This window comes from Roseovarius sp. CH_XMU1461, from assembly GCF_037027165.1.
GTDB lineage: Bacteria > Pseudomonadota > Alphaproteobacteria > Rhodobacterales > Rhodobacteraceae > Roseovarius > Roseovarius nubinhibens.
The window spans coordinates 77,877-96,084 of record NZ_JAYMDV010000001.1 but is presented as its reverse complement, the minus strand read 5'-3'; the positions used below and the strand labels follow the sequence as shown (position 1 = coordinate 96,084).

The window sequence follows — 18,208 nt, the reverse complement described above, 5'->3', positions numbered from 1 at the left end:
TTGACTGCGGCAAAATGGCCGGAATCGGGGCGGTTTGGCGGGGGGCTGTCAGGGGGCGAAAATCGCGGCGTCGGAGATACGTCGGTATTACGACGGTAAAGCGACAGTGCGGGTTTTGGCGGGGTCGGGGCCGTGCGGGGGCGCGCGATGAAGGGGATTTGGGGTGAGTCGTTTTGGCGGCGACAGGAGGGGAGCACCCGACCGCGGAAGGGCATCGGGACAGGGGTGTGTCACGGTTTATCGTGGGGCCTCGGCGTGGGGGTGGTGATGGGGCGCGTGGCTGGCGAATAGCAATTAAAAAGCTTAGCTTTAGTGTGGGACCGGTCGAAGTTGCAATGGGGAGTAAATCTTAGGATGAAAAGCTTGTCGAGAAAGATGGGGGCACCGACTCGATACCTAAAGCGAATGAATATTCCTTCCGATGATCATCAATTGATCGGACGCATATATGACCTTGGCATTGTTGAGTTGAATTTTGAGACTTACGAAGAATTATCTCAGTACATTGATTGCCGGTATGTTTTTCATTGCGGTCTGAGTATGCGAAATCTCGTTCGCCGAGTAGACTCGCTCAACCAGGCTGGTGATTTGATGTGGGTGGATCCCTCCAATTGGGACAATGGCCAGCAAATGATTGATCGGTACGAGTGGTTGGATATCGCAACCGACGTTTTTCTAACTAGGCTTATTTCAGTGTTTGATTGTGTTTTAATCTTTGCCAACGACGTCTTGGAAGCGGGACTCGAGCCACTTCAATGTAGGATCAAAAACTTAAAGAAGCGAGGTGCTCCAATAAAGCTAGTCGAGGCTTTGGAGGGACTTCAAGAGGATCATGAAGCACTGCGCGCTGAGCGCAACGCACGGGTTCACGAAGGATTGGAGCGCACGCACAGTTCTTGTGATCAAACCTTCCGAATAGCTGAGCTATTTGAGCGCTCCGGTAGAAATTTGACTGGGAAAGACAGCCTGGGAAGGCGGATCAGCTCGGCTCGATATATGAAGGAAGGGTTGGTCCAATTGCAACGTGACCACAACGCTTCAATGCGCAAGCTTCGAAAGCGTTTAGAGCAAGTTTATGATCTTCTGGGGGCTGACTTTGAAGATCGTTTTCGGGAGAAATTCCGCGATCCGGAAAATGGGTTCGGGGATGGTTCCAAAGTTGCCAAAATTGATCGACCATTTGCCCCAGCTATCGCGCCGGGGCCGCACCACTTGACCGGAGGGGAGCGCCCGACCGAGGGGGGGCATCCGTAGAGAGGTTTGTCACGGTTTATGGTGCGGCCTCGGCGTGGGGGTCATGATAAGGCGTGACATTGGCCAAAGCGCCCGCCCGTGGGGCGGTCGGGCGCTGCCCGGGCCGCTGGCGCGGCTGTTCCGGGCGGTATCCCCCTCCCCCGCAAACGAAAACCCCCGCGCGGGCGGGGGCTCGCGCGGGGGGATGGGGGGCCGTGAGGCCCTATGTGGACAGCTTATTTCTTGCCGTTCAGGGCCGAGAGGCCGCGGAGGACGTCGATGGCGTAGGCCAGCTGATAGTCTTCTTCGCGCAGTTTGGCGGCCTCTTCGGCGCGGGCGCGGTCCTCTTCGATCTGGCGGATCTCGTCCTCGGTCAGGCTGTCATTGTCGAGGCTGCCGCGCAGGTCGGCCTCGGTGCGGCCGGGGCGGTTGGTCTTGGTCTCTTCCTCGTCCTCGTCGCGCTTGCGGCGGGGTTGTTCGACGAGGATGTCGGGCGAGACGCCGAGCGCCTGGATCGAGCGGCCCGAGGGCGTGTAGTAGCGGGCCGTGGTCAGGCGCATGGCGCCATCGCCGCGCAGGGGCATGACGGTCTGGACCGAGCCCTTGCCAAAGCTCTTGGTGCCGACGACCACGGCGCGGTTGTGATCCTGCAGGGCGCCGGCGACGATTTCCGAGGCCGAGGCAGAGCCGCCGTTGATCAGCACCACCAGCGGTTTGCCCGAGGCGAGATCGCCTTCGGTCGCGTTGAAGCGTTCGCCATCCTCGGGGTTGCGGCCGCGGGTCGAGACGATCTCGCCCTTGTCGAGGAAGGCGTCGGAGACCTTGATTGCCTGGGTCAGCAGCCCGCCCGGGTTGTTGCGCAGGTCGACCACGACGCCGTTGATCTTGTCCCAGCCGCCGGCAGCCTCGACCTGTTCGTTGAGGCCTTCTTCGAGGTTGCTGTAGGTCTGGTCGTTGAAGGTGGTGACGCGGAGCACGACGGTGTCTTGTTCGGTGCGGGCGCGGACGGCGGTGAGCTTGATCGTGTCGCGGATGATCGAGACGTCGAAGGGTTCTTCGCCTTCGCGGACCACGGTGATCACGATTTCCGAGCCGACGGGGCCGCGCATCAGGTCGACCGCCTCGTCAAGGGTCAGGCCGAGCACGCTCTCGCCATCGACATGGGTGACGAAATCGCCGGCCTCGATGCCGGCGTTGTCGGCGGGGGTGCCGTCGATGGGGGAGACGACCTTGACGAAGCCTTCTTCCTGGGTGACCTCGATGCCGAGGCCGCCGAATTCGCCGCGGGTCTGTTCCTGCATGGCTTCGGCGTCGGCGGGGGGGAGGTAGCCGGAATGGGGGTCGAGCGAGGTCAGCATGCCGTTGATGGCCGCCTCGATCAGGTCGGCGTCGTCGACTTCCTCGACATATTGCACGCGGATGCGTTCGAAGATGTCGCCGAAGAGATCGAGTTGTTCATAGACATTGGTGTTTTTCTTGGCCTCCTGCGCAAGGAGAGGGGCCGCCACCTGTGTCGTCACCAGCACGCCGGTCAGGGTGCCAGCGGCTGCGGCCATCAGGAATTTCTTCATGCTCAATCTTCCTTGTCTGTTCTGAACCAGAGCGCGGGGTCCACCGGCTCGTTATTCTCTCGGATCTCAATATAGAGAGTTTCCGTCCAATCGTTAGCGCTTTGGGCGTCACCGGGCGGCAATATGCCGTCGGCATCGGCCTCGGCCCCGCCCATGATGCCCACCGGGCTGCCGCCGGGCAAGACCTGTCCTGCCTGACCATAGACCACATCCAGCCCGGCCAACACCACAAGCAATCCGGCCTGTGGCTCGAGAATGGCGACATTGCCATAATTCAGGAGCGGCCCGGCGTAGCGCAGGGTGGCGGCCGCCGGGGTGGTGACGAGCGCATGGGGCGGCGTGGCCATGATGAGCCCGGGGCGGGTGATGCCGGCGGCGTCGGCCTCGCCCGCGCGGCGCAGGATGCGGCCCTGGACCGGCAGGGCGAGCGTGCCTTTGCGGTCGTCGATGCCGGGCAGCGAGCCGGGCACCTCGTCGACGGCGATCTCGCTCAGCCCGGAGGCAAAGCCCGAGAGCGATTCGGTGCCGGCGATGAGCAGGGCGGTCTTGACCGGGTCCTCGGTGAAGCGGCGCGGCAGGTCGGTGCGGTCGCCGATGGCCTGGCTGAGCGCGACGCGAGCCTGCTGGGCCTCGGTGAGGCCACGGCGCAGCGTGTCGGCAGCGCTTTCCTGCAGGGCGCGGAGCAGGGTCAGATCGGTGAGCTTGGTGCGCAGGGCGGCGATCTCGGCGTCGAGCGCCGGGGTCACATCGGCGAGGATCATGCCCGACCGGGCGGTGCCGAGCGGCCCCGAGGGGTGCAAGAGCAGCACCGGCGAGGGGGCGCTTCCCATGGATTGCAGGATGCCGAGCAACTGGGCGATCTCGGCCTCGGAGGCGGCGAGGTCACGGGCCAGCGTCTGTTCGCGCACCGAGACCCGGCGCAGCCCTTCGCGCATTGCCTGAAGCCCCTGTTCATAGGCCTTGATGGTCTGGGTCAGCGCCTTAACGCGGTTGCGCGCACCTTCGGCCTCGGTCAGCGCCTCGGAGGCGGCGGCGAGCTGTTTGGCGGCGGCCTCAGCAGCGGTGGCGGGATCGGTCTCGGCCTGGGCCTGCGGGGCGAATGGCCCGAGTGAGCCGAGCGTCAGCGCGAGCGCCGCTATGAGCGCCGCGCGCCTCATGCGAGGAGGCTCTGCCCGGTCATCTCGGCGGGTTGGTCGAGCCCCATCAGCGCGAGCACCGTGGGCGCCAGATCCGCGAGCCGCCCGTGGCGCAGCACAGCCCCTTCCGGGCCGCCCAAGAGCAGCACCGGCACAGGGTTGGTGGTGTGGGCGGTGTGCGGCTCGCCGGTCACCGGGTCGATCATCTGTTCGCAATTGCCGTGGTCGGCGGTGACGATCAGCGCACCGCCCTTGGCCTCGATCGCGGCGCGGACCCGGCCAAGGCCACGGTCTACCGCTTCGCAGGCGGCGATGGCGGCGTCGAGATCGCCGGAATGGCCGACCATATCGGGGTTGGCATAGTTCACCACGATGAAATCGAACCCCTGTTCGATGGCGCGCACCAGATGGTCGGTCACCTCGCCCGAGGACATTTCGGGGGCCAAGTCATAGGTCGCCACCTTGGGCGAGGCGGCCATGTAGCGTTCTTCGCCCGGTTCGGGCCGTTCGCGCCCGCCGTTGAGGAAGAAGGTGACATGGGGGTATTTCTCGGTCTCGGCGATGTGGAACTGGGTGCGGGAATTGGCGGCGATCCATTGGCTCAGGGTGTTTTCCGGCGCCTCGTCGGGGAAGATGCAATCCATATAGGCGGTGTGGCGGCGCGAATATTCGGTAAAGCCCGAGACGATGGCGAATTGGGGCCGGGGGCCGGTGTCGAAATCGGCAAAATCCGGGTCGGCAAAGCTCGCGAGGATTTCGCGGGCGCGGTCGGCGCGGAAATTGAGGCACAGGATGCCGTCGCCGTCCTTCATGCCGTCATAGTCACCGAGCACGCGGGGTTTGATGAATTCATCGGTGCGGCCCTTGTCATAGGCGTTGTCGATGGCGTCAGAGGCGGTGTCGGCGGTGTAGCCGCGGGCGTTGACGAGGGCGTCGAAGGCGAGGCTCACCCGGTCCCAGCGGTTGTCGCGGTCCATGGCGTAGTAGCGGCCCGAGACGGTGGCGATAAAGGCGCCTTGGGGCAGGGCGTCGCGGAGCTCTTCGAGATAGGTCTTGGCCGAGACCTGAGCCACGTCGCGCCCGTCGGTGAAGGCGTGGATCGCCACCCGCAGGCCCTGGGCGGTGAGGGCTTCGGCGGCGGCAATCATATGGGTGATATGGCTGTGGACGCCGCCATCGGAGAGCACGCCTAGCAGATGCGCGGTGCCGCCGCTGGCCTTGAGCGCCTCGGCAAAGCGCAGGATGCCGGGCAGGGTGGCGAAGGCGCCGGTTTCGATGGCGCGGTCGATGCGGCGCAGGTCCATTTCGACGACGCGGCCCGCGCCGATGTTCATATGGCCCACCTCGGAATTGCCCATCTGGCCTGCGGGCAGGCCCACGTCATGGCCATGGGTGAGCAGCGTGGCATTGGGGCAGTCGGCGAGAAGCCGGTCCATATTGGGGGTCTGCGCCAGCCGGGGGGCGTTGCCTACGTCGCTGTCGCTCAGCCCCCAGCCATCGAGAATGCACAGCACAACGGGTTTGGGGATGCTCATAAGGGTCGATTCCTGCCTCTTGGTTGCGGGGGTTCTAGCGCGTCCGGCGGGCAGGGTGAACCGGGATAGCGTTAACAGGCCGCGCGGGGCGTTAACCTGCTTGGAATTCTTGAGGGGAATGGCCCGGGACGAGGCCGAAGGCCGCCGGGCCAGCGCCGGCCCGTTCCGGCGGGCTGGCGCTTTGGTTACGGCGTGATGGGTTTTGGGGGCAGAGGGGTTTGGGCGGGATAATGCGTGATCCGGAGGTGGTGGCGCGCCATCCCACGGGCCGGAGCTGTCCCGGCTGGGGCTCGGTGCCCCCGCGCGGAGCCAAAGGCGCGTAGCGCCGCCGCGCGACCGCCAGACCGCCCCCGGGCTGGCGATTGGCAATTGGCCCTATGCCTTTCCCTGCGAGCGGGGCTTGGCCGGGATAAACTGCCCTGCACCGGCGCTGGACGCCATCCCGCGGTCTGGCGCTCGCGCTTGGGGATGCCGCGTGGCGGGCTCAGACCCGGTGGTAGGGGCTGTTGGCGAGGATCGAGGCGGCGCGGTAGAGCTGTTCGGCGAGCATCACGCGGGCGAGCATATGCGGCCAGACCATCTTGCCAAAGGACAGTTTGAAATCAGCGCGGGCGCGCAGGGCGGGATCAATCCCGTCGGCGCCACCGATGACAAAGGCCAGATCGCCGCGCCCCATGTCGCGCCAGCCGGCGAGCTTGTCGGAGAACTCGGGCGAGCTCAGCAGCTTGCCGCGTTCGTCCAGCGCCACGATCACCGCGCCTGCGGGCAGGGCACGGTCGAGCAGGGCGGCTTCGGCCTTCATGCCGCCGCCCTTCTTGTCTTCGACCTCGTGGAGGGTGCAGGGGCCGAGGCCCAGCGCGCGCCCCGTTCGGTCGAACCGGGTGAGATAATCGTCGATCAATGCGCGTTCGGGGCCTGACCGCAGCCGGCCCACCGCGCAGATATGAACACGCATTCAGATCAGTTCGCGGTCGGTTGCTTGTCCGCCGGGAGCCACATCTTTTCCAGCTGGTAGAACTCGCGCACTTCGGGGCGGAAGACATGGACGATGATATCGCCGGTGTCGATCAGCACCCAATCGCCGGTTTCCTTGCCCTCGATGCGCGAGGCGACACCCAGGTCCTGTTTCAGCCGTTCGACCAGTTTCTCGGCAATTGCCGTGACCTGGCGCGACGAGCGGCCGGAGCAGATAACCATGTGATCGCCGATGGCCGTTTTGCCGCGCAGGTCAACCTGAACGATCTCTTCGGCCTTGTCATCGGAGAGTGAGGAGAGAACCCGCGCGAGCTGTGTATCGCTGTCTGCGGTTATGTCGGGCGACAATGACGCGCCCGGATGTGCGGCCGAAGCCGCCTGTGTCGTCGTGGACAGGACGTTGTCCTCCTTGGTTGCACACCGATCATTGCCCCGGTGCAGGGCATGACCCAAGAATAGTCTTTCAGGTGTGACTTTTCAATGAAACCGCGCAGAGCTGTGCGATTTTGCGCGCGTCTGTGACATGGCGCGCGCCGGGTGGCAAGGGCTCATTGCGGCGTGGCGCGGGTTAATCGGCGGGGTCGGCCGAGTGGCGGGCCTCATGGGCGACGGCGATCTGCTCATTGAGGAGCTTGACCTCGCGCTGCGGGAAGGGGATCGAGATGCCGTGTTCCTGGAACGCGTCCCAGAGCGCCAGGTAGACATTGCCGCGAATATTGGTGAGCCCGCCGGTCGGGTCGGAAATCCAGAAGCGCAGGATGTAATCGACCGAGCTGTCGCCAAAGCCCACGATGTGACAGACCGCCGGTTTCCAGTCGAGCACCCGGTCGACGGATTTGGCGGCCTCGATGGCGATGCGGCGGACGGCGTGGGGGTCGTCGTGATAGGCGGTGCCGAAATAGATGTCGAGCCGCACGTAATCGTTGGAATGCGACCAGTTCACCACCTGCCCGGTGATCAGATCCTCGTTCGGGATAAGGTATTCGCGCCCGTCGCGGGTGACCACCGAGACATAGCGCGCGCCGAGGCTGTTGATCCAGCCGAAGGTCTCGCCGAGGCTGATCACGTCGCCCGGTTTGATCGATTTGTCGAGCAGGATGATGACGCCCGAGACGAGGTTCGACACCACCTTTTGCAGACCGAAACCGAGGCCGACACCGATGGCACCGGACAGCACCGCGAGCCCGGTGAGATCGACGCCCACCGCCTTCAGCCCGATGAAGAAGGCCGCGCCATAGAGGGTGATCTGCATCACCTTGAGGGCGAGCACCTGCATCGAGGGCGAGATGTCTTCGTTTTGGCGGATCCGTTCCGAGGTGGTGCGCGAGATGAACCGCGCCACCACGATCAACAGGCCGATGATCATCAGCCCCTGGAACACCATCCAGAGCGACAGGCGGGTGTCGCCAAAGGAGAGCGCCGCGCTGTCGAGAAGCTGGCGCGCCTGACCGGTCAGCTCGAGGATCATCAGCGTCGCCCATGTCCAGCCGACATAGCGCACGGTGCCCCGCAGAAAACTGTTTGAAATCAGCCGGGTGAGAATGGCAATGACGAGCCATGACAGGGCCAGCTTGCCCGCCACTTCGAGAATGGCGGTGCGGTGGCTGAAGGTGACTTCACGCATGATCCAGATCACCGGCCAGGTGATCAGCACCACCAGCAAGAGCCGCAAGCGCCGGTGCAGCAGCACCAGAAAGCGCATCCGCCATTTCGGCCAGCCCTCGCGGGCGCGCATCCAGTCATGCAGCCGCGGCCCGAGGACGCGCGACAGCACATGCGCCGTCACCAGGATCACCGCGAAGATCAGCAGTTGATAGAGGTTCCAGGTTCGCGCCATGTCCTGAAGCAGCAATTCGCCCTTTTGCCAGAGGCTGAGAGCGATTTCCTGGGCGTCCTGGGCAAGCTCCTCGGGGGTGACTGCCTCGACGATGTCCTTAACGTCTTCTTCCATGGGAAAACCTTGGCACGGGGGCCGGGGCGCGGCAAGCCTGACGAGGCTGGACATCGCGGGCGCGATGGGCTGTTGTCACGCAGATGCCACGCGAGGGAGGGGCGCATGACAACCGCATTGATCACCCATGAGGCCGGGTTCGACCATCTGATGCCGCCGGGGCACCCCGAACAGGTGGCGCGGCTGGCGCATGTTCTCGAGGCGTTGGAGGGCAAGGAATTGCGCCGCGTGGTGGCACCGATGGCCGCCGAGGATGACATTTTGCGGGTTCATCCCAAGAGCCATATCGACCGGCTGCGCAAGGCCGCGCCGAGCGAGGGATGGGCGCAGATTGACGGCGATACGTTCCTGTCGCCCGGCACGCTGGAGGCCGCGTGGCGCGCGGCGGGGGGCGCGGTGCGAGCGGTCGATCTGGTGATGGCGGGCGAAGTGCGCAACGGCTTTGTGGCGATGCGCCCGCCGGGCCACCATGCCGAGCGCGAGACGCCGATGGGGTTTTGCCTCTTTGGCAATGTCGCCGTGGCGGCGATGCATGCGCTGGAGCATCACGGGCTCGGCCGGGTGGCGGTGGTCGATTTCGACGTGCATCACGGCAATGGCACGCAGGATCTGCTCGAAGAGGACGCGCGGGTGTTCTTTGCCTCGTCGCATCAATCGCCGCTCTGGCCGGGCAGTGGCGGGGCGCATGAGACGGGCGGGCATGGCAATGTGCTCAACCTGCCGATGGCGCCGGGCACCGGTGGCGCGGCGTTTCGCAAGGCGTGGGAGGATGAGGTCTTTCTGCGCCTTAGGGAGCATCGGCCCGAATTTATCCTTGTCTCTGCCGGGTTTGACGCGCATCGCGACGATCCGCTGGCCAATCTCGACCTGACCGAGGCGGATTTTGCCTGGGTGACCGAGCGGCTCTGTACGCTGGCGGAAGAGCTCTGCGATGGGCGGCTCGTGTCCTGTCTTGAGGGGGGCTATGATTTGCACGCCTTGGGGCGTTCGGCGGCGGCGCATGTGGATGCGTTGATCGCGGCCGCGTCCCCGCCACGCGCCTTGGCTGGGGCCTAAGATGCGCGCCGGTCTTGTCCTTCTCTGTCTCGCCTATGTGCTGAGCCAGTTTTTCCGCGCCTTCCTTGCGGTGCTCGGGGCGCCGCTGGCGGCGGACCTTGGGGCCGGGCCGGATGATCTGGCGCTCGCGTCGGGGCTTTGGTTCGCGGTGTTTGCGCTGATGCAGCCTCTGGTGGGCTGGCTTCTCGACCGGGTTGGGCCACGGCGCAGCGCGGCGGTGCTCTTGGCGCTCGGCGGCGGGGGCGGCGCGGCGGTCTTTGCGCTGGCCAGCGCGCCCTGGCATATCAATGTCGCGATGGGGCTGATCGGGGTCGGCTGTTCGCCGGTTCTGATGGCGTCCTATTACATTTTCGCGCGGCAGTTTTCGCCGGCGCAATTCGCCACGCTGGCGGCGGTCATGCTTGGCGTCGGCTCGGTCGGCAATCTGGTGGCGTCCTATCCCATGGCGCTGGCGGCCGAGACCGTGGGTTGGCGCGCGGCGCTCTGGGGCCTGGCGGCGATATCGCTGGCGGTGGCGGCGGGGATTGCGGTGACGGTGCGCGACCCGGAGGCGGTGCAGCATGAGAGCCGCGGCTCGATCTTTGATCTGCTGAGGATGCGGGTGCTCTGGCCGATCTTTGCGATGATGTTCGTGGCCTATGCGCCGGTGGCGGCCATTCGCGGCCTGTGGATCGGGCCCTATCTGGCGGATGTGTTCACGCTTGGCACCGGGCAGATCGGGCAGGCGAGCCTGGTGATGGGGGTGGCGATGATCCTTGGCACCTTCATTTACGGGCCGCTCGACCGGCTACTTGGCACGCAGAAATGGGTGATCTTCTGGGGCAATATGGCCTGTGGCACGCTCTGTCTGATGCTGGCGCTGTTTGTTGGCGCGTCGGTCTGGCTCTCGGTGGTGCTCTGTGCGCTCATCGGGATGACGGGGGCGACATTCCCGGTGGTGATTGCCCATGCGCGCGGGTTCATCCCGCCGCATCTGGCGGGGCGGGGGGTGACCTTGCTCAACCTTTTCGGGATTGGCGGCACCGGGCTCATGCAGTTTGGCACGGCGCCCTTGCATGCGGCGGCGGGCGGGGCGGGCGATCCGCAGGCCTATGCGGTTCTTTTCGGGTTTTTCGGGGTCGCGGCGATCCTTGGATCGCTGGTCTATTTGCGCAGTCGGGACAGCCACGCGTGAAGCCCCTTTAACCTCGGACCCGAAAGCGTTATGACCCGCCCGTCAACCCCCCAACCTACGGGAGATCAGAACATGGGTTACAAAGTCGTCATCGCCGGCGCCACGGGCAATGTGGGCCGCGAAATGCTGAACATCCTGGCCGAGCGCCAGTTTCCGGTCGATGAGATCGCGGTGCTTGCCAGCCGCCGGTCGCTCGGCACCGAGGTCAGCTTTGGCGAGCGAACTTTGAAGACCGAGGATCTGGACACGTTCGATTTCACCGGCTGGGACATCGCGCTCTTTGCCATCGGGTCGGACGCGACGAAGAAATACGCGCCCAAGGCGGCCGCGGCTGGCTGTGTCGTGATCGATAACAGCTCGCTCTATCGCTATGACCCGGATGTGCCGCTGGTCGTGCCGGAGGTGAACCCCGAGGCGGTCGAAGGCTATGCCAAGAAGAACATCATCGCCAACCCGAACTGTTCGACCGCGCAGATGGTCGTGGCGCTCAAGCCGCTGCATGACCGCGCCCGGATCAAGCGCGTCGTGGTCTCGACCTATCAGTCGGTGAGCGGCTCGGGCAAGGAAGGTATGGATGAGCTCTGGGAGCAGACCAAAGCGGTCTATAACCCGGTCTCCGAGGTGCCGCCGAAGAAATACACCAAGGAAATCGCCTTCAACGTCATTCCGCATATCGATGTCTTCATGGAAGACGGGTCGACCAAGGAAGAGTGGAAGATGGTGGCCGAGACCAAGAAAATCGTCGATCCGGCGATCAAGGTCACTGCGACCTGTGTCCGGGTGCCGGTGTTCGTCGGCCATTCCGAGGCGATCAACATCGAGTTCGAGGATTTCCTCGACGAGGACGAGGCGCGCGATATCCTGCGCGAGGCGCCGGGCATCATGGTGATCGACAAGCGTGAAGACGGTGGCTATGTCACGCCCAAGGAATGCGTGGGCGATTATGCGACCTTCATCAGCCGCATCCGTCAGGACGGCACCATCGAGAACGGTCTGAACCTGTGGTGCGTGTCGGACAATTTGCGTAAGGGCGCGGCGCTCAACGCGGTGCAGATCGCCGAGACGCTGGGCAACCGGGTTCTTAAGAAAGCCTGAGTTTTCAAAGTTTTGAAACGTGAACGGCGCGGGGGTCCTCCGCCCCGTTTTGCGTTGTCGCGACAGGCGTCATTCCGCGTATGCGCCGTCCCGCGCTTGCATTCGGGGGCCGTGGTGCAAACATGAGACCCAGGTATTTTCCCGGAGGAATTCTGATGCGTATGTTGCCCCTGATCCTGTCTGCCACCGTGGCCAATGTGGCCCCTGCGGCGCTCTTTGCGGAGGATATTCCGCTGCGCGCCGAGGTGCGGGCCGTGACGCTCTATCCGAGCGGCGGCACCGTCACCCGCGAGGCCACGTTCAGCGCGCCACAGGGCGAGCATGAGCTGATCCTGCTCGATCTGCCGCGCGACACCGATCTCGATTCGGTGCGGGTCGCGGTCGAGGGGGCGGCGATGGGCACGCTCACCACGCGGCGCGATTACGTGCCACCGCGCGATCCGGCCAAGGGCGAGGCCATCGAGGCCGCCGAGGCCGAGGTCGAACGTCTCGAAGAGGCGCTGCGCGGGGCGCGGGCCGAGATCGAGGGGGTGCGTCTCGAACAGGAGGCGGCGGAGGCGCGGGTGGCGTTTCTGGCGGCGCTGGGGCAGGGCGACGGGGTGGCCCAGATGGAGCCTGCCGCGCTGCGCGAGCTGATCGGGCTGGTGGGGGACGAGACGCTCAGCGCCAAACAGGCGGCCCAGGCCGCGCGGCTCCGGGCCGAGGCGGCAGAGCGCGATCTCAAGGACCTCACGGAGGAATTGCAGGCGGCCCGCGAGGCGCTGGCGGCGCTGGTGCCGCAGGAGGGGCCGCATGCGATGCTCGCGGTGGCGATCGAGGCCGATGCGGCGACCGAGGGGCGCATCACGCTGAGCTACAATGTGCATCAGGCGGGCTGGCAGCCGGTCTATGACATGCGGCTCGACAGGCAGAGCGGGCAGCTCGAGATTGCGCGCGGCGCCTATGTGAGCCAGTCCAGCGGCGAAAACTGGCAAGCGGTCGATCTCATCCTGTCGACGGTGCGCCCAGTGGAACAGACCGAGCCGAGCGAAGTCCATCCCTGGCAGCGCTGGATCGCCGACAAGGACGCGCCGCAGCCGGTGCTCAAGACCATGCGCGGCGCGGCGGCGGATGATTTCGCCCGGGCCGAGATGGCGGCGGAGCCGGCCCCGGCGATTGTCGCCGAGCCCGAGTTTGACGGGCTGTCGGTGAGCTATCGCTACAACCGGCCACTGTCGCTGGCCTCTGGCGCAGACCGGGTGCGGATCGATCTCGGCACGCTCGAGACCACGGCCGAGACCTATGCCCGCGCCGTGCCTCTGGCGGACAGTTCGGCCTTTCTCATGGCGGATATGACCAATGACACCGGCGAGATGATCCTGCCCGGCATGGTGATGAAATATCTCGACGGCAAATTCGTCGGGCGCGGCTATAGCGAGCTGGTCCCGGCCGGGGCCGAGGCGGATGTTTCCTTTGGGCCGATTGACGGGCTGCGGCTCACCCGGCGGATCGAGGACCGGCAAGAGGGCGACCGGGGGGTGATCCGCAAATCCAACGACATGAATGAGGCGGTGCGCATCGAGGTCGAGAACCTGACGGGCGAAGACTGGCCAGTGCGGTTGCGCGACCGGGTGCCTTATTCCGAGCAGGAGCAGCTCGAGATCACATGGGAAGCGGCGCCTCGGGTGAGCGAGAGCGATCTCGACGGGCAGCGCGGCGTGCTGGAATGGCATTTCGATCTGGCGGCGGGCGAGACCAAGGTTGTGAAGCTCGATCAATGGCTGAAATGGCCGGAGGACAAGGTTCTCCGCTAACCCGGTCTGTTCGGGCGGCCCCTGTAAAACGCAAAACAGCGCGGAGCGATCCGCGCTGTTGTTGTGTTGTCGAAAGCTCTTCAGTCTGAGCAGGCTCAGACCTTTTCGAACGTGCCTTTCTCGGCCAGGTAATGTTCGAGCGTGCCTTCGCCGATGTCATGCCAGAGCCCGTGCAGCGACAGGCGGCCTGCCTTGACCTCGGAGGCCACGAAGGGGAATTTCATCAGGTTCTCCAGCGACACGACAACCGCTTCTTTTTCAAGCGCGGCAGTGCGTTCGATGGGGTCCTTGATGTCCTTGACCCGTTCATAGCCGGGGCGGAGAATGTCCATCCAGCGGCCGACGAAGCTGCTCTTTTTCTCGAGCTCGGGGGCCGCGCCGGAGCACATGTCATGGCAACCTTTGACGCCGCCGCAGCTCGAATGGCCCATGACGATCACATGCGCCACCTTGAGCGCGGTCACCGCATATTCGACCGCCGCCGAGGTGCCGTGCTGATTGCCGTCGGGCTGATAGGGGGGCACGAGGTTGGCGATGTTGCGGTGGATGAAAAATTCGCCCTGATCGGCGCCGAAAATCGAGGTGACCTGCACCCGGCTGTCACAGCAGGAGATGATCATGGCGCGCGGGTGCTGACCCTCGTCCGACAGGCGGCGATACCACGATTCGTTATTGGCATAGCTGGTGGCTTTCCAACCGCGATAGCGTTGCACGAGATAGGAGGGGAGGGGGCGGGCGTTTTCCATGGCTCTCTCTATTGGTGACACAAAGAAATTCGGCTGTCGGTCTCAATAGCGGGAATTAACAGAGAATTCGAGAGAGAATCCGGGTTTGGCGAAACCTTTTGACAAGCGGGGTCCGCGATACTGGTCCGGCTATGGGGGCAACAGGACATTGGGGTGAACAGGATGGGTGAGAACGTGGACCGGGTGACCATGCTCCGCTGGGAGGAAACCGTGCGGCTCGATACCGACCGGCTTGGCCTTCTGTATGAAGAGCTGGGCGAGGCGGGGGCCGAAAATGCGGTGTGCCGGGCGCTCGAGGATCTGGCGACGCGGCTGGCGCATGTGGACCGGTCGTGGAAGGCGCGCGATTTCGAGGAAAGCTATCGCGGGGCGCGCAGCGTGGCGGCGATTGCCGAACAGATCGGCATGGCGACCCTGGCGCGGGTGGCACGCGATGTGGGCGTGGCCATCGACGCGGGCGATGCGGTGGCGCTGGCGGCGGTGATGACGCGGCTGCTCCGGATCGGGGATTGTTCGCTCAACGAGCTGTGGGAATTGCAGGATCTGTCGCTCTGACCGGCGGCGGATCGGGGGAACAGGGGCGCGGGCCGGATCGGGCGATCTGAGGGCTTGCACGTGCCGGGGCGGGCAGTAGGCTGGGGCAAATCAGTTCGGCCATCGCGCCCTTGCCAGAAGGTTCCCCCAGTATGACATCCGAGACGCCCGCCCCCTCGCTCGCAGGCTTTGCCACAGCGGAAAATGCCGTTCCGGTGCAGGTGATCGAGGCGGGCGAACTTGACGATTGGCTGGCTGCGCAGCCGGGCCGCGTGGCGCAATGGGCCAAGGCGGCGGGGTTTTCCGCGCGGCTGGGCGAGGTTCTCCTGGTGCCCGATGCCGAAGGCGGGCTCGGCCTTGTGCTGGCGGGCTATGGCGAGGCCAAGGTGCGGGCGCGCGGGCGGTTTCATCTGGCGACGGTGGCGGCGGGGCTTCCCGAAGGGATCTACCGGCTTGACGGGCTGTCGGCAGAGCGGCGGGCCGAAGAGGCGCTGGGCTGGCTGCTGACCGGCTATGCGTTCGACCGTTACGCCAGCCAAAAGCGCGGGCAGGCGCGGCTTGTGGCGCCCGAGGGCGTCGATGCGGCGCGGATCGAGGCGATGGCGGCGGGCGAGGCGCTCACCCGTGATCTGATCAACACGCCGGCCGAGGATATGGGGCCGGCAGAGCTCGAAGCGGCGTGCCGCGATCTGGCGGCGGCCCATGGCGCGGCGGTCGAGGTGACGGCGGGTGACGATCTGCTGGCGCAGAACTTTCCGCTCATCCACACGGTGGGGCGGGCGGCGGAGGCGGCGCCGCGGCTTATTGATTTGCGCTGGGGCAGCGAGGGGCCGCTTTTGTGCCTAGTGGGCAAGGGGGTCTGTTTCGACACCGGCGGGCTCAACCTCAAGCCCGGGGCGTCGATGGGGCTGATGAAGAAAGATATGGGCGGGGCGGCGACGGTTCTGGGCCTTGCGCAGATGATCATGGCGCTCGGCCTGCCGCTGCGGCTGCGGGTGCTGATCCCGGCGGTGGAGAACGCGGTTTCGGGCAATGCCTTTCGTCCCGGCGATATCTATCGGTCGCGCAAGGGGCTGACGGTCGAGATCAACAACACCGATGCCGAAGGGCGGCTGGTTCTGGCGGATGCGCTGGCCTATGGGGCGGAGGAGGCCCCCGATCTCATGGTGTCGATGGCGACGCTGACCGGCGCGGCGCGGGTGGCTGTGGGGCCGGATCTCGCGCCCTATTACACCGATGACGAGGGCGATGCGCAGGCGTTGATGGCGGCGGCTGGGCGGATGGCCGATCCGGTCTGGCGGCTGCCCTTTCATCAGCCCTATGAGGCGATGATCGAGCCCGGTATCGCCGATCTCGACAATGCGCCCAAAGGAGGCTTTGCCGGGTCGATCACCGCGGCGCTCTTCCTGCGGCGGTTCGCGGGCGAGACGCGCTATATGCATTTCGACATCTATGGCTGGAGCCCGAGCGCGGCCCCGGCGCGGCCCAAGGGCGGCGTCGGCATGGGGGCGCGGGCGCTGCTTGGGGCGCTGCCCGAGATGCTGGGCCTGTGATGGACCGGCGTCGTCATTTCGCCAATGACCGGGTGGCACATGCGTCGCTGCGCGGCCAGGTCGCGGCAGAGCGGTTCGCGGAGGGCACGGCGATGCGGGTGGTCGCGCCGGTGCTGTCGCTCTATGCCTATCCGCATGCGCCACGGGTCGAGCGGCAGGTGCTTTTCGGGCAGCGGGTGAGCCATCTCGAGACGCGCGAAGGCTGGGCCTTTCTGCGCGATGAGGGCAACGGGCATGTGGGCTATGCGCGCGCAGACGGGCTGGCCGGATGGGCGCGCCCGACGCATCGAGTGCAGATGGCGCGGACGCTGGTCTTTGCCGCGCCCGACATCAAATGCGCGGGGCCGGTGCCGCTGTCGCTGGGCAGTCTGCTCTGCGTGGTGGGGGAGGCCGGACGGTTCGTGCGGCTCTTGGACGGGCGCTATGCGCTCGCGGCGCATCTGGCCCCGGTGGAGGAGCCGGAGAGCGATCCGGTGTCGGTGGCCGAGCGGCTCTTGGGCACGCCCTATCTCTGGGGCGGCAATTCGGGCTTTGGCATCGATTGTTCGGGGCTGGTGCAGGCGGGGCTCGCGGCCTGCGGCTTGGCCTGTCCAGGCGACAGCGACATGCAGGCGGCCGAGCTTGGGCAGGAACTGTTCGAAGGTGCAGAATTGCAGCGCGGCGATCTGGTGTTTTGGGAAGGTCATGTGGGGATGATGGCGGATAGCGTGACGCTGTTGCATGCCAACGCCCATCACATGGCGGTGGCCTATGAGCCGCTGCGCGCGGCCATCGCCCGGATCGCGGCGCAGGGAGAGGGGCCGGTCACGGCCCGCAAACGTCTGGGAGGACTTTCATGAGCGATACATTCTTTCACCCGATTTCGGGGTTCGAGCTGCCGCGTTTTGCGGGCGTGCCGACCTTCATGCGGTTGCCGCATGTGGCGCCGGATCACGCGCGGTTCGACGAGGTGGAGATCGGGCTCATCGGGGTGCCCTGGGACAGTGGCACGACCAACCGGCCCGGGCCGCGGCACGGGCCGCGCCAGCTGCGCGATGCCTCGACCATGATGCGCGCCCAGCATGCGGTGAGCGGGATGCGCCCCTTTGAGGCGGCGCGCTGTGCCGATCTCGGCGATGTCGGGCCGAATCCGGCGGATATTCAGGACAGTATGGCGCGGATCACGGCGTTTTATGACAAGGTGATCGAGGCGGGGATTTTGCCGCTGACGGCGGGGGGGGATCACCTGACGTCTCTGCCGGTGCTGCGGTCGGTGGCCAAGAAGGCGCCGGTGGGGATGATCCATTTCGACAGCCACACGGATCTCTTTCACAGCTATTTCGGCGGCATGATGTACACCCATGGCACGCCCTTCCGGCGGGCGGTGGAGGAGGGGCTTCTCGACCCGAAACGCGTGGTGCAGATCGGCATTCGCGGCACCATGTATGACGAGGAGGATCGCGACTTTGCCAAGGCCGAGGGCATCCGCCTCATCCTCATCGAAGAGTTCCATGCGCGCGGCGTCGAGGATGTCATGGCGGAGGCGCGGGAGATCGCGGGCGATGGCCCGACCTATGTAAGCTATGACATTGATTTCGTTGACCCAACCTTTGCGCCGGGCACCGGGACGCCGGAGGTGGGCGGGCCCAATTCCTATCAGGCGCTGCAGGTCTGCCGCGAGCTGGAAGGGGTCAATATCGTCGGCGCGGATATGGTCGAAGTGTCGCCGCCTTTCGACATGTCGGGGGGCACGGCCTTTCTCGGCATGTCGGTGATGTATGAGATCCTGTGCATCATGGCGGGGCAGGTCGCGGCGCGGTCGAAGTAAGGTTGGAACCGGGGGAAGAGCCGGGGGCCAGCCCCCGGACCCCCGGGAT

General features: G+C 65.5%; 16 protein-coding genes. 9 read left to right on the top strand and 7 right to left on the bottom strand.

Annotation, left to right across the window (positions count from 1 at the left end; translation table 11 throughout):
• The first annotated feature begins 405 nt into the window (after positions 1 to 405).
• Positions 406 to 1,254 carry a hypothetical protein gene (locus tag WA237_RS00485; protein ID WP_336096273.1) on the top strand — a complete coding sequence of 283 codons (849 nt, stop codon included), beginning with the start codon at positions 406 to 408 and terminating at the stop codon, positions 1,252 to 1,254.
• Positions 1,255 to 1,469: 215 nt separating this feature from the next.
• Here the strand turns inward: WA237_RS00485 and WA237_RS00480 are convergent, their stop codons facing one another.
• The 6 genes from WA237_RS00480 to WA237_RS00455 form a co-directional block, all read right to left on the bottom strand.
• Positions 1,470 to 2,804, bottom strand: coding sequence for a S41 family peptidase (locus WA237_RS00480; protein WP_336096272.1), 1,335 nt, complete (start codon positions 2,802 to 2,804; stop codon positions 1,470 to 1,472).
• A gap of 2 nt (positions 2,805 to 2,806) precedes the next feature.
• Positions 2,807 to 3,961 (bottom strand): murein hydrolase activator EnvC family protein, encoded by a 1,155-nt coding sequence (locus WA237_RS00475; RefSeq protein ID WP_216015600.1) that lies wholly within the window; start codon positions 3,959 to 3,961, stop codon positions 2,807 to 2,809.
• Entirely contained in the window at positions 3,958 to 5,475 is a 1,518-nt protein-coding gene (gpmI, locus tag WA237_RS00470) for a 2,3-bisphosphoglycerate-independent phosphoglycerate mutase (protein WP_336096271.1), read from the bottom strand. Before gpmI ends, WA237_RS00475 begins: the two co-directional genes overlap by 4 nt.
• Positions 5,476 to 5,959: 484 nt before the next feature.
• A complete protein-coding gene (gene rlmH / locus WA237_RS00465) occupies positions 5,960 to 6,430 on the bottom strand; it encodes a 23S rRNA (pseudouridine(1915)-N(3))-methyltransferase RlmH (protein ID WP_009812504.1) in 471 nt (156 codons plus the stop codon).
• A 5-nt stretch (positions 6,431 to 6,435) separates the two neighbouring features.
• Positions 6,436 to 6,798: a ribosome silencing factor gene (gene rsfS / locus WA237_RS00460; RefSeq protein ID WP_336096927.1), complete on the bottom strand. Its 363-nt coding sequence runs from the start codon at positions 6,796 to 6,798 to the stop codon at positions 6,436 to 6,438.
• A 220-nt stretch (positions 6,799 to 7,018) separates the two neighbouring features.
• Positions 7,019 to 8,401, bottom strand: coding sequence for a mechanosensitive ion channel family protein (locus WA237_RS00455; protein ID WP_336096270.1), 1,383 nt, complete (start codon positions 8,399 to 8,401; stop codon positions 7,019 to 7,021).
• Positions 8,402 to 8,506: 105 nt separating this feature from the next.
• Between WA237_RS00455 and WA237_RS00450 the strand changes: the two genes are divergently transcribed.
• The 4 genes from WA237_RS00450 to WA237_RS00435 all read left to right on the top strand — a co-directional run bounded on the left by WA237_RS00450 (position 8,507) and on the right by WA237_RS00435 (position 13,519).
• Positions 8,507 to 9,457: a histone deacetylase family protein gene (locus tag WA237_RS00450; protein ID WP_336096269.1), complete on the top strand. Its 951-nt coding sequence runs from the start codon at positions 8,507 to 8,509 to the stop codon at positions 9,455 to 9,457.
• Position 9,458: 1 nt separating this feature from the next.
• On the top strand, positions 9,459 to 10,631 hold the full coding sequence (locus WA237_RS00445; RefSeq protein WP_336096268.1) for an MFS transporter: 1,173 nt from the start codon (positions 9,459 to 9,461) through the stop codon (positions 10,629 to 10,631).
• A 72-nt stretch (positions 10,632 to 10,703) separates the two neighbouring features.
• Positions 10,704 to 11,726, top strand: coding sequence for an aspartate-semialdehyde dehydrogenase (locus WA237_RS00440; protein ID WP_336096267.1), 1,023 nt, complete (start codon positions 10,704 to 10,706; stop codon positions 11,724 to 11,726).
• Positions 11,727 to 11,881: 155 nt separating this feature from the next.
• Positions 11,882 to 13,519, top strand: a complete 1,638-nt coding sequence (locus WA237_RS00435) for a DUF4139 domain-containing protein (protein ID WP_336096266.1) — start codon at positions 11,882 to 11,884, stop codon at positions 13,517 to 13,519.
• Positions 13,520 to 13,614: 95 nt separating this feature from the next.
• Here WA237_RS00435 and WA237_RS00430 read toward each other — a convergent pair whose 3' ends face one another.
• Positions 13,615 to 14,265 carry a carbonic anhydrase gene (locus WA237_RS00430; RefSeq protein ID WP_336096265.1) on the bottom strand — a complete coding sequence of 217 codons (651 nt, stop codon included), beginning with the start codon at positions 14,263 to 14,265 and terminating at the stop codon, positions 13,615 to 13,617.
• A gap of 162 nt (positions 14,266 to 14,427) precedes the next feature.
• Between WA237_RS00430 and WA237_RS00425 the strand changes: the two genes are divergently transcribed.
• The 4 genes from WA237_RS00425 to speB all read left to right on the top strand — a co-directional run bounded on the left by WA237_RS00425 (position 14,428) and on the right by speB (position 18,159).
• Positions 14,428 to 14,820 (top strand): hypothetical protein, encoded by a 393-nt coding sequence (locus WA237_RS00425; RefSeq protein ID WP_336096264.1) that lies wholly within the window; start codon positions 14,428 to 14,430, stop codon positions 14,818 to 14,820.
• Between the two features lie 131 nt (positions 14,821 to 14,951).
• Complete coding sequence (locus WA237_RS00420; protein WP_336096263.1) at positions 14,952 to 16,352, top strand: leucyl aminopeptidase family protein; 1,401 nt, start codon at positions 14,952 to 14,954, stop codon at positions 16,350 to 16,352.
• Positions 16,352 to 17,191, top strand: a complete 840-nt coding sequence (locus WA237_RS00415; protein WP_336096262.1) for a C40 family peptidase — start codon at positions 16,352 to 16,354, stop codon at positions 17,189 to 17,191. Before WA237_RS00420 ends, WA237_RS00415 begins: the two co-directional genes overlap by 1 nt.
• On the top strand, positions 17,188 to 18,159 hold the full coding sequence (gene speB / locus WA237_RS00410) for an agmatinase (RefSeq protein WP_336096261.1): 972 nt from the start codon (positions 17,188 to 17,190) through the stop codon (positions 18,157 to 18,159). Before WA237_RS00415 ends, speB begins: the two co-directional genes overlap by 4 nt.
• Positions 18,160 to 18,208 lie beyond the last annotated feature (49 nt).

Excerpts from the sequence above, each read along its gene's own strand:
- WA237_RS00485 (WP_336096273.1), top strand. The coding sequence starts at position 406 with ATGAATATTCCTTCCGATGATCATCAATTGATCGGACGCATATATGAC.
- WA237_RS00480 (WP_336096272.1), bottom strand. The coding sequence starts at position 2,804 with ATGAAGAAATTCCTGATGGCCGCAGCCGCTGGCACCCTGACCGGCGTG.
- WA237_RS00475 (WP_216015600.1), bottom strand. The coding sequence starts at position 3,961 with ATGAGGCGCGCGGCGCTCATAGCGGCGCTCGCGCTGACGCTCGGCTCA.
- gpmI (WP_336096271.1), bottom strand. The coding sequence starts at position 5,475 with ATGAGCATCCCCAAACCCGTTGTGCTGTGCATTCTCGATGGCTGGGGG.
- rlmH (WP_009812504.1), bottom strand. The coding sequence starts at position 6,430 with ATGCGTGTTCATATCTGCGCGGTGGGCCGGCTGCGGTCAGGCCCCGAA.
- WA237_RS00455 (WP_336096270.1), bottom strand. The coding sequence starts at position 8,401 with ATGGAAGAAGACGTTAAGGACATCGTCGAGGCAGTCACCCCCGAGGAG.
- WA237_RS00450 (WP_336096269.1), top strand. The coding sequence starts at position 8,507 with ATGACAACCGCATTGATCACCCATGAGGCCGGGTTCGACCATCTGATG.
- WA237_RS00445 (WP_336096268.1), top strand. The coding sequence starts at position 9,459 with ATGCGCGCCGGTCTTGTCCTTCTCTGTCTCGCCTATGTGCTGAGCCAG.
- WA237_RS00440 (WP_336096267.1), top strand. The coding sequence starts at position 10,704 with ATGGGTTACAAAGTCGTCATCGCCGGCGCCACGGGCAATGTGGGCCGC.
- WA237_RS00435 (WP_336096266.1), top strand. The coding sequence starts at position 11,882 with ATGCGTATGTTGCCCCTGATCCTGTCTGCCACCGTGGCCAATGTGGCC.
- WA237_RS00430 (WP_336096265.1), bottom strand. The coding sequence starts at position 14,265 with ATGGAAAACGCCCGCCCCCTCCCCTCCTATCTCGTGCAACGCTATCGC.
- WA237_RS00425 (WP_336096264.1), top strand. The coding sequence starts at position 14,428 with ATGGGTGAGAACGTGGACCGGGTGACCATGCTCCGCTGGGAGGAAACC.
- WA237_RS00420 (WP_336096263.1), top strand. The coding sequence starts at position 14,952 with ATGACATCCGAGACGCCCGCCCCCTCGCTCGCAGGCTTTGCCACAGCG.
- WA237_RS00415 (WP_336096262.1), top strand. The coding sequence starts at position 16,352 with ATGGACCGGCGTCGTCATTTCGCCAATGACCGGGTGGCACATGCGTCG.
- speB (WP_336096261.1), top strand. The coding sequence starts at position 17,188 with ATGAGCGATACATTCTTTCACCCGATTTCGGGGTTCGAGCTGCCGCGT.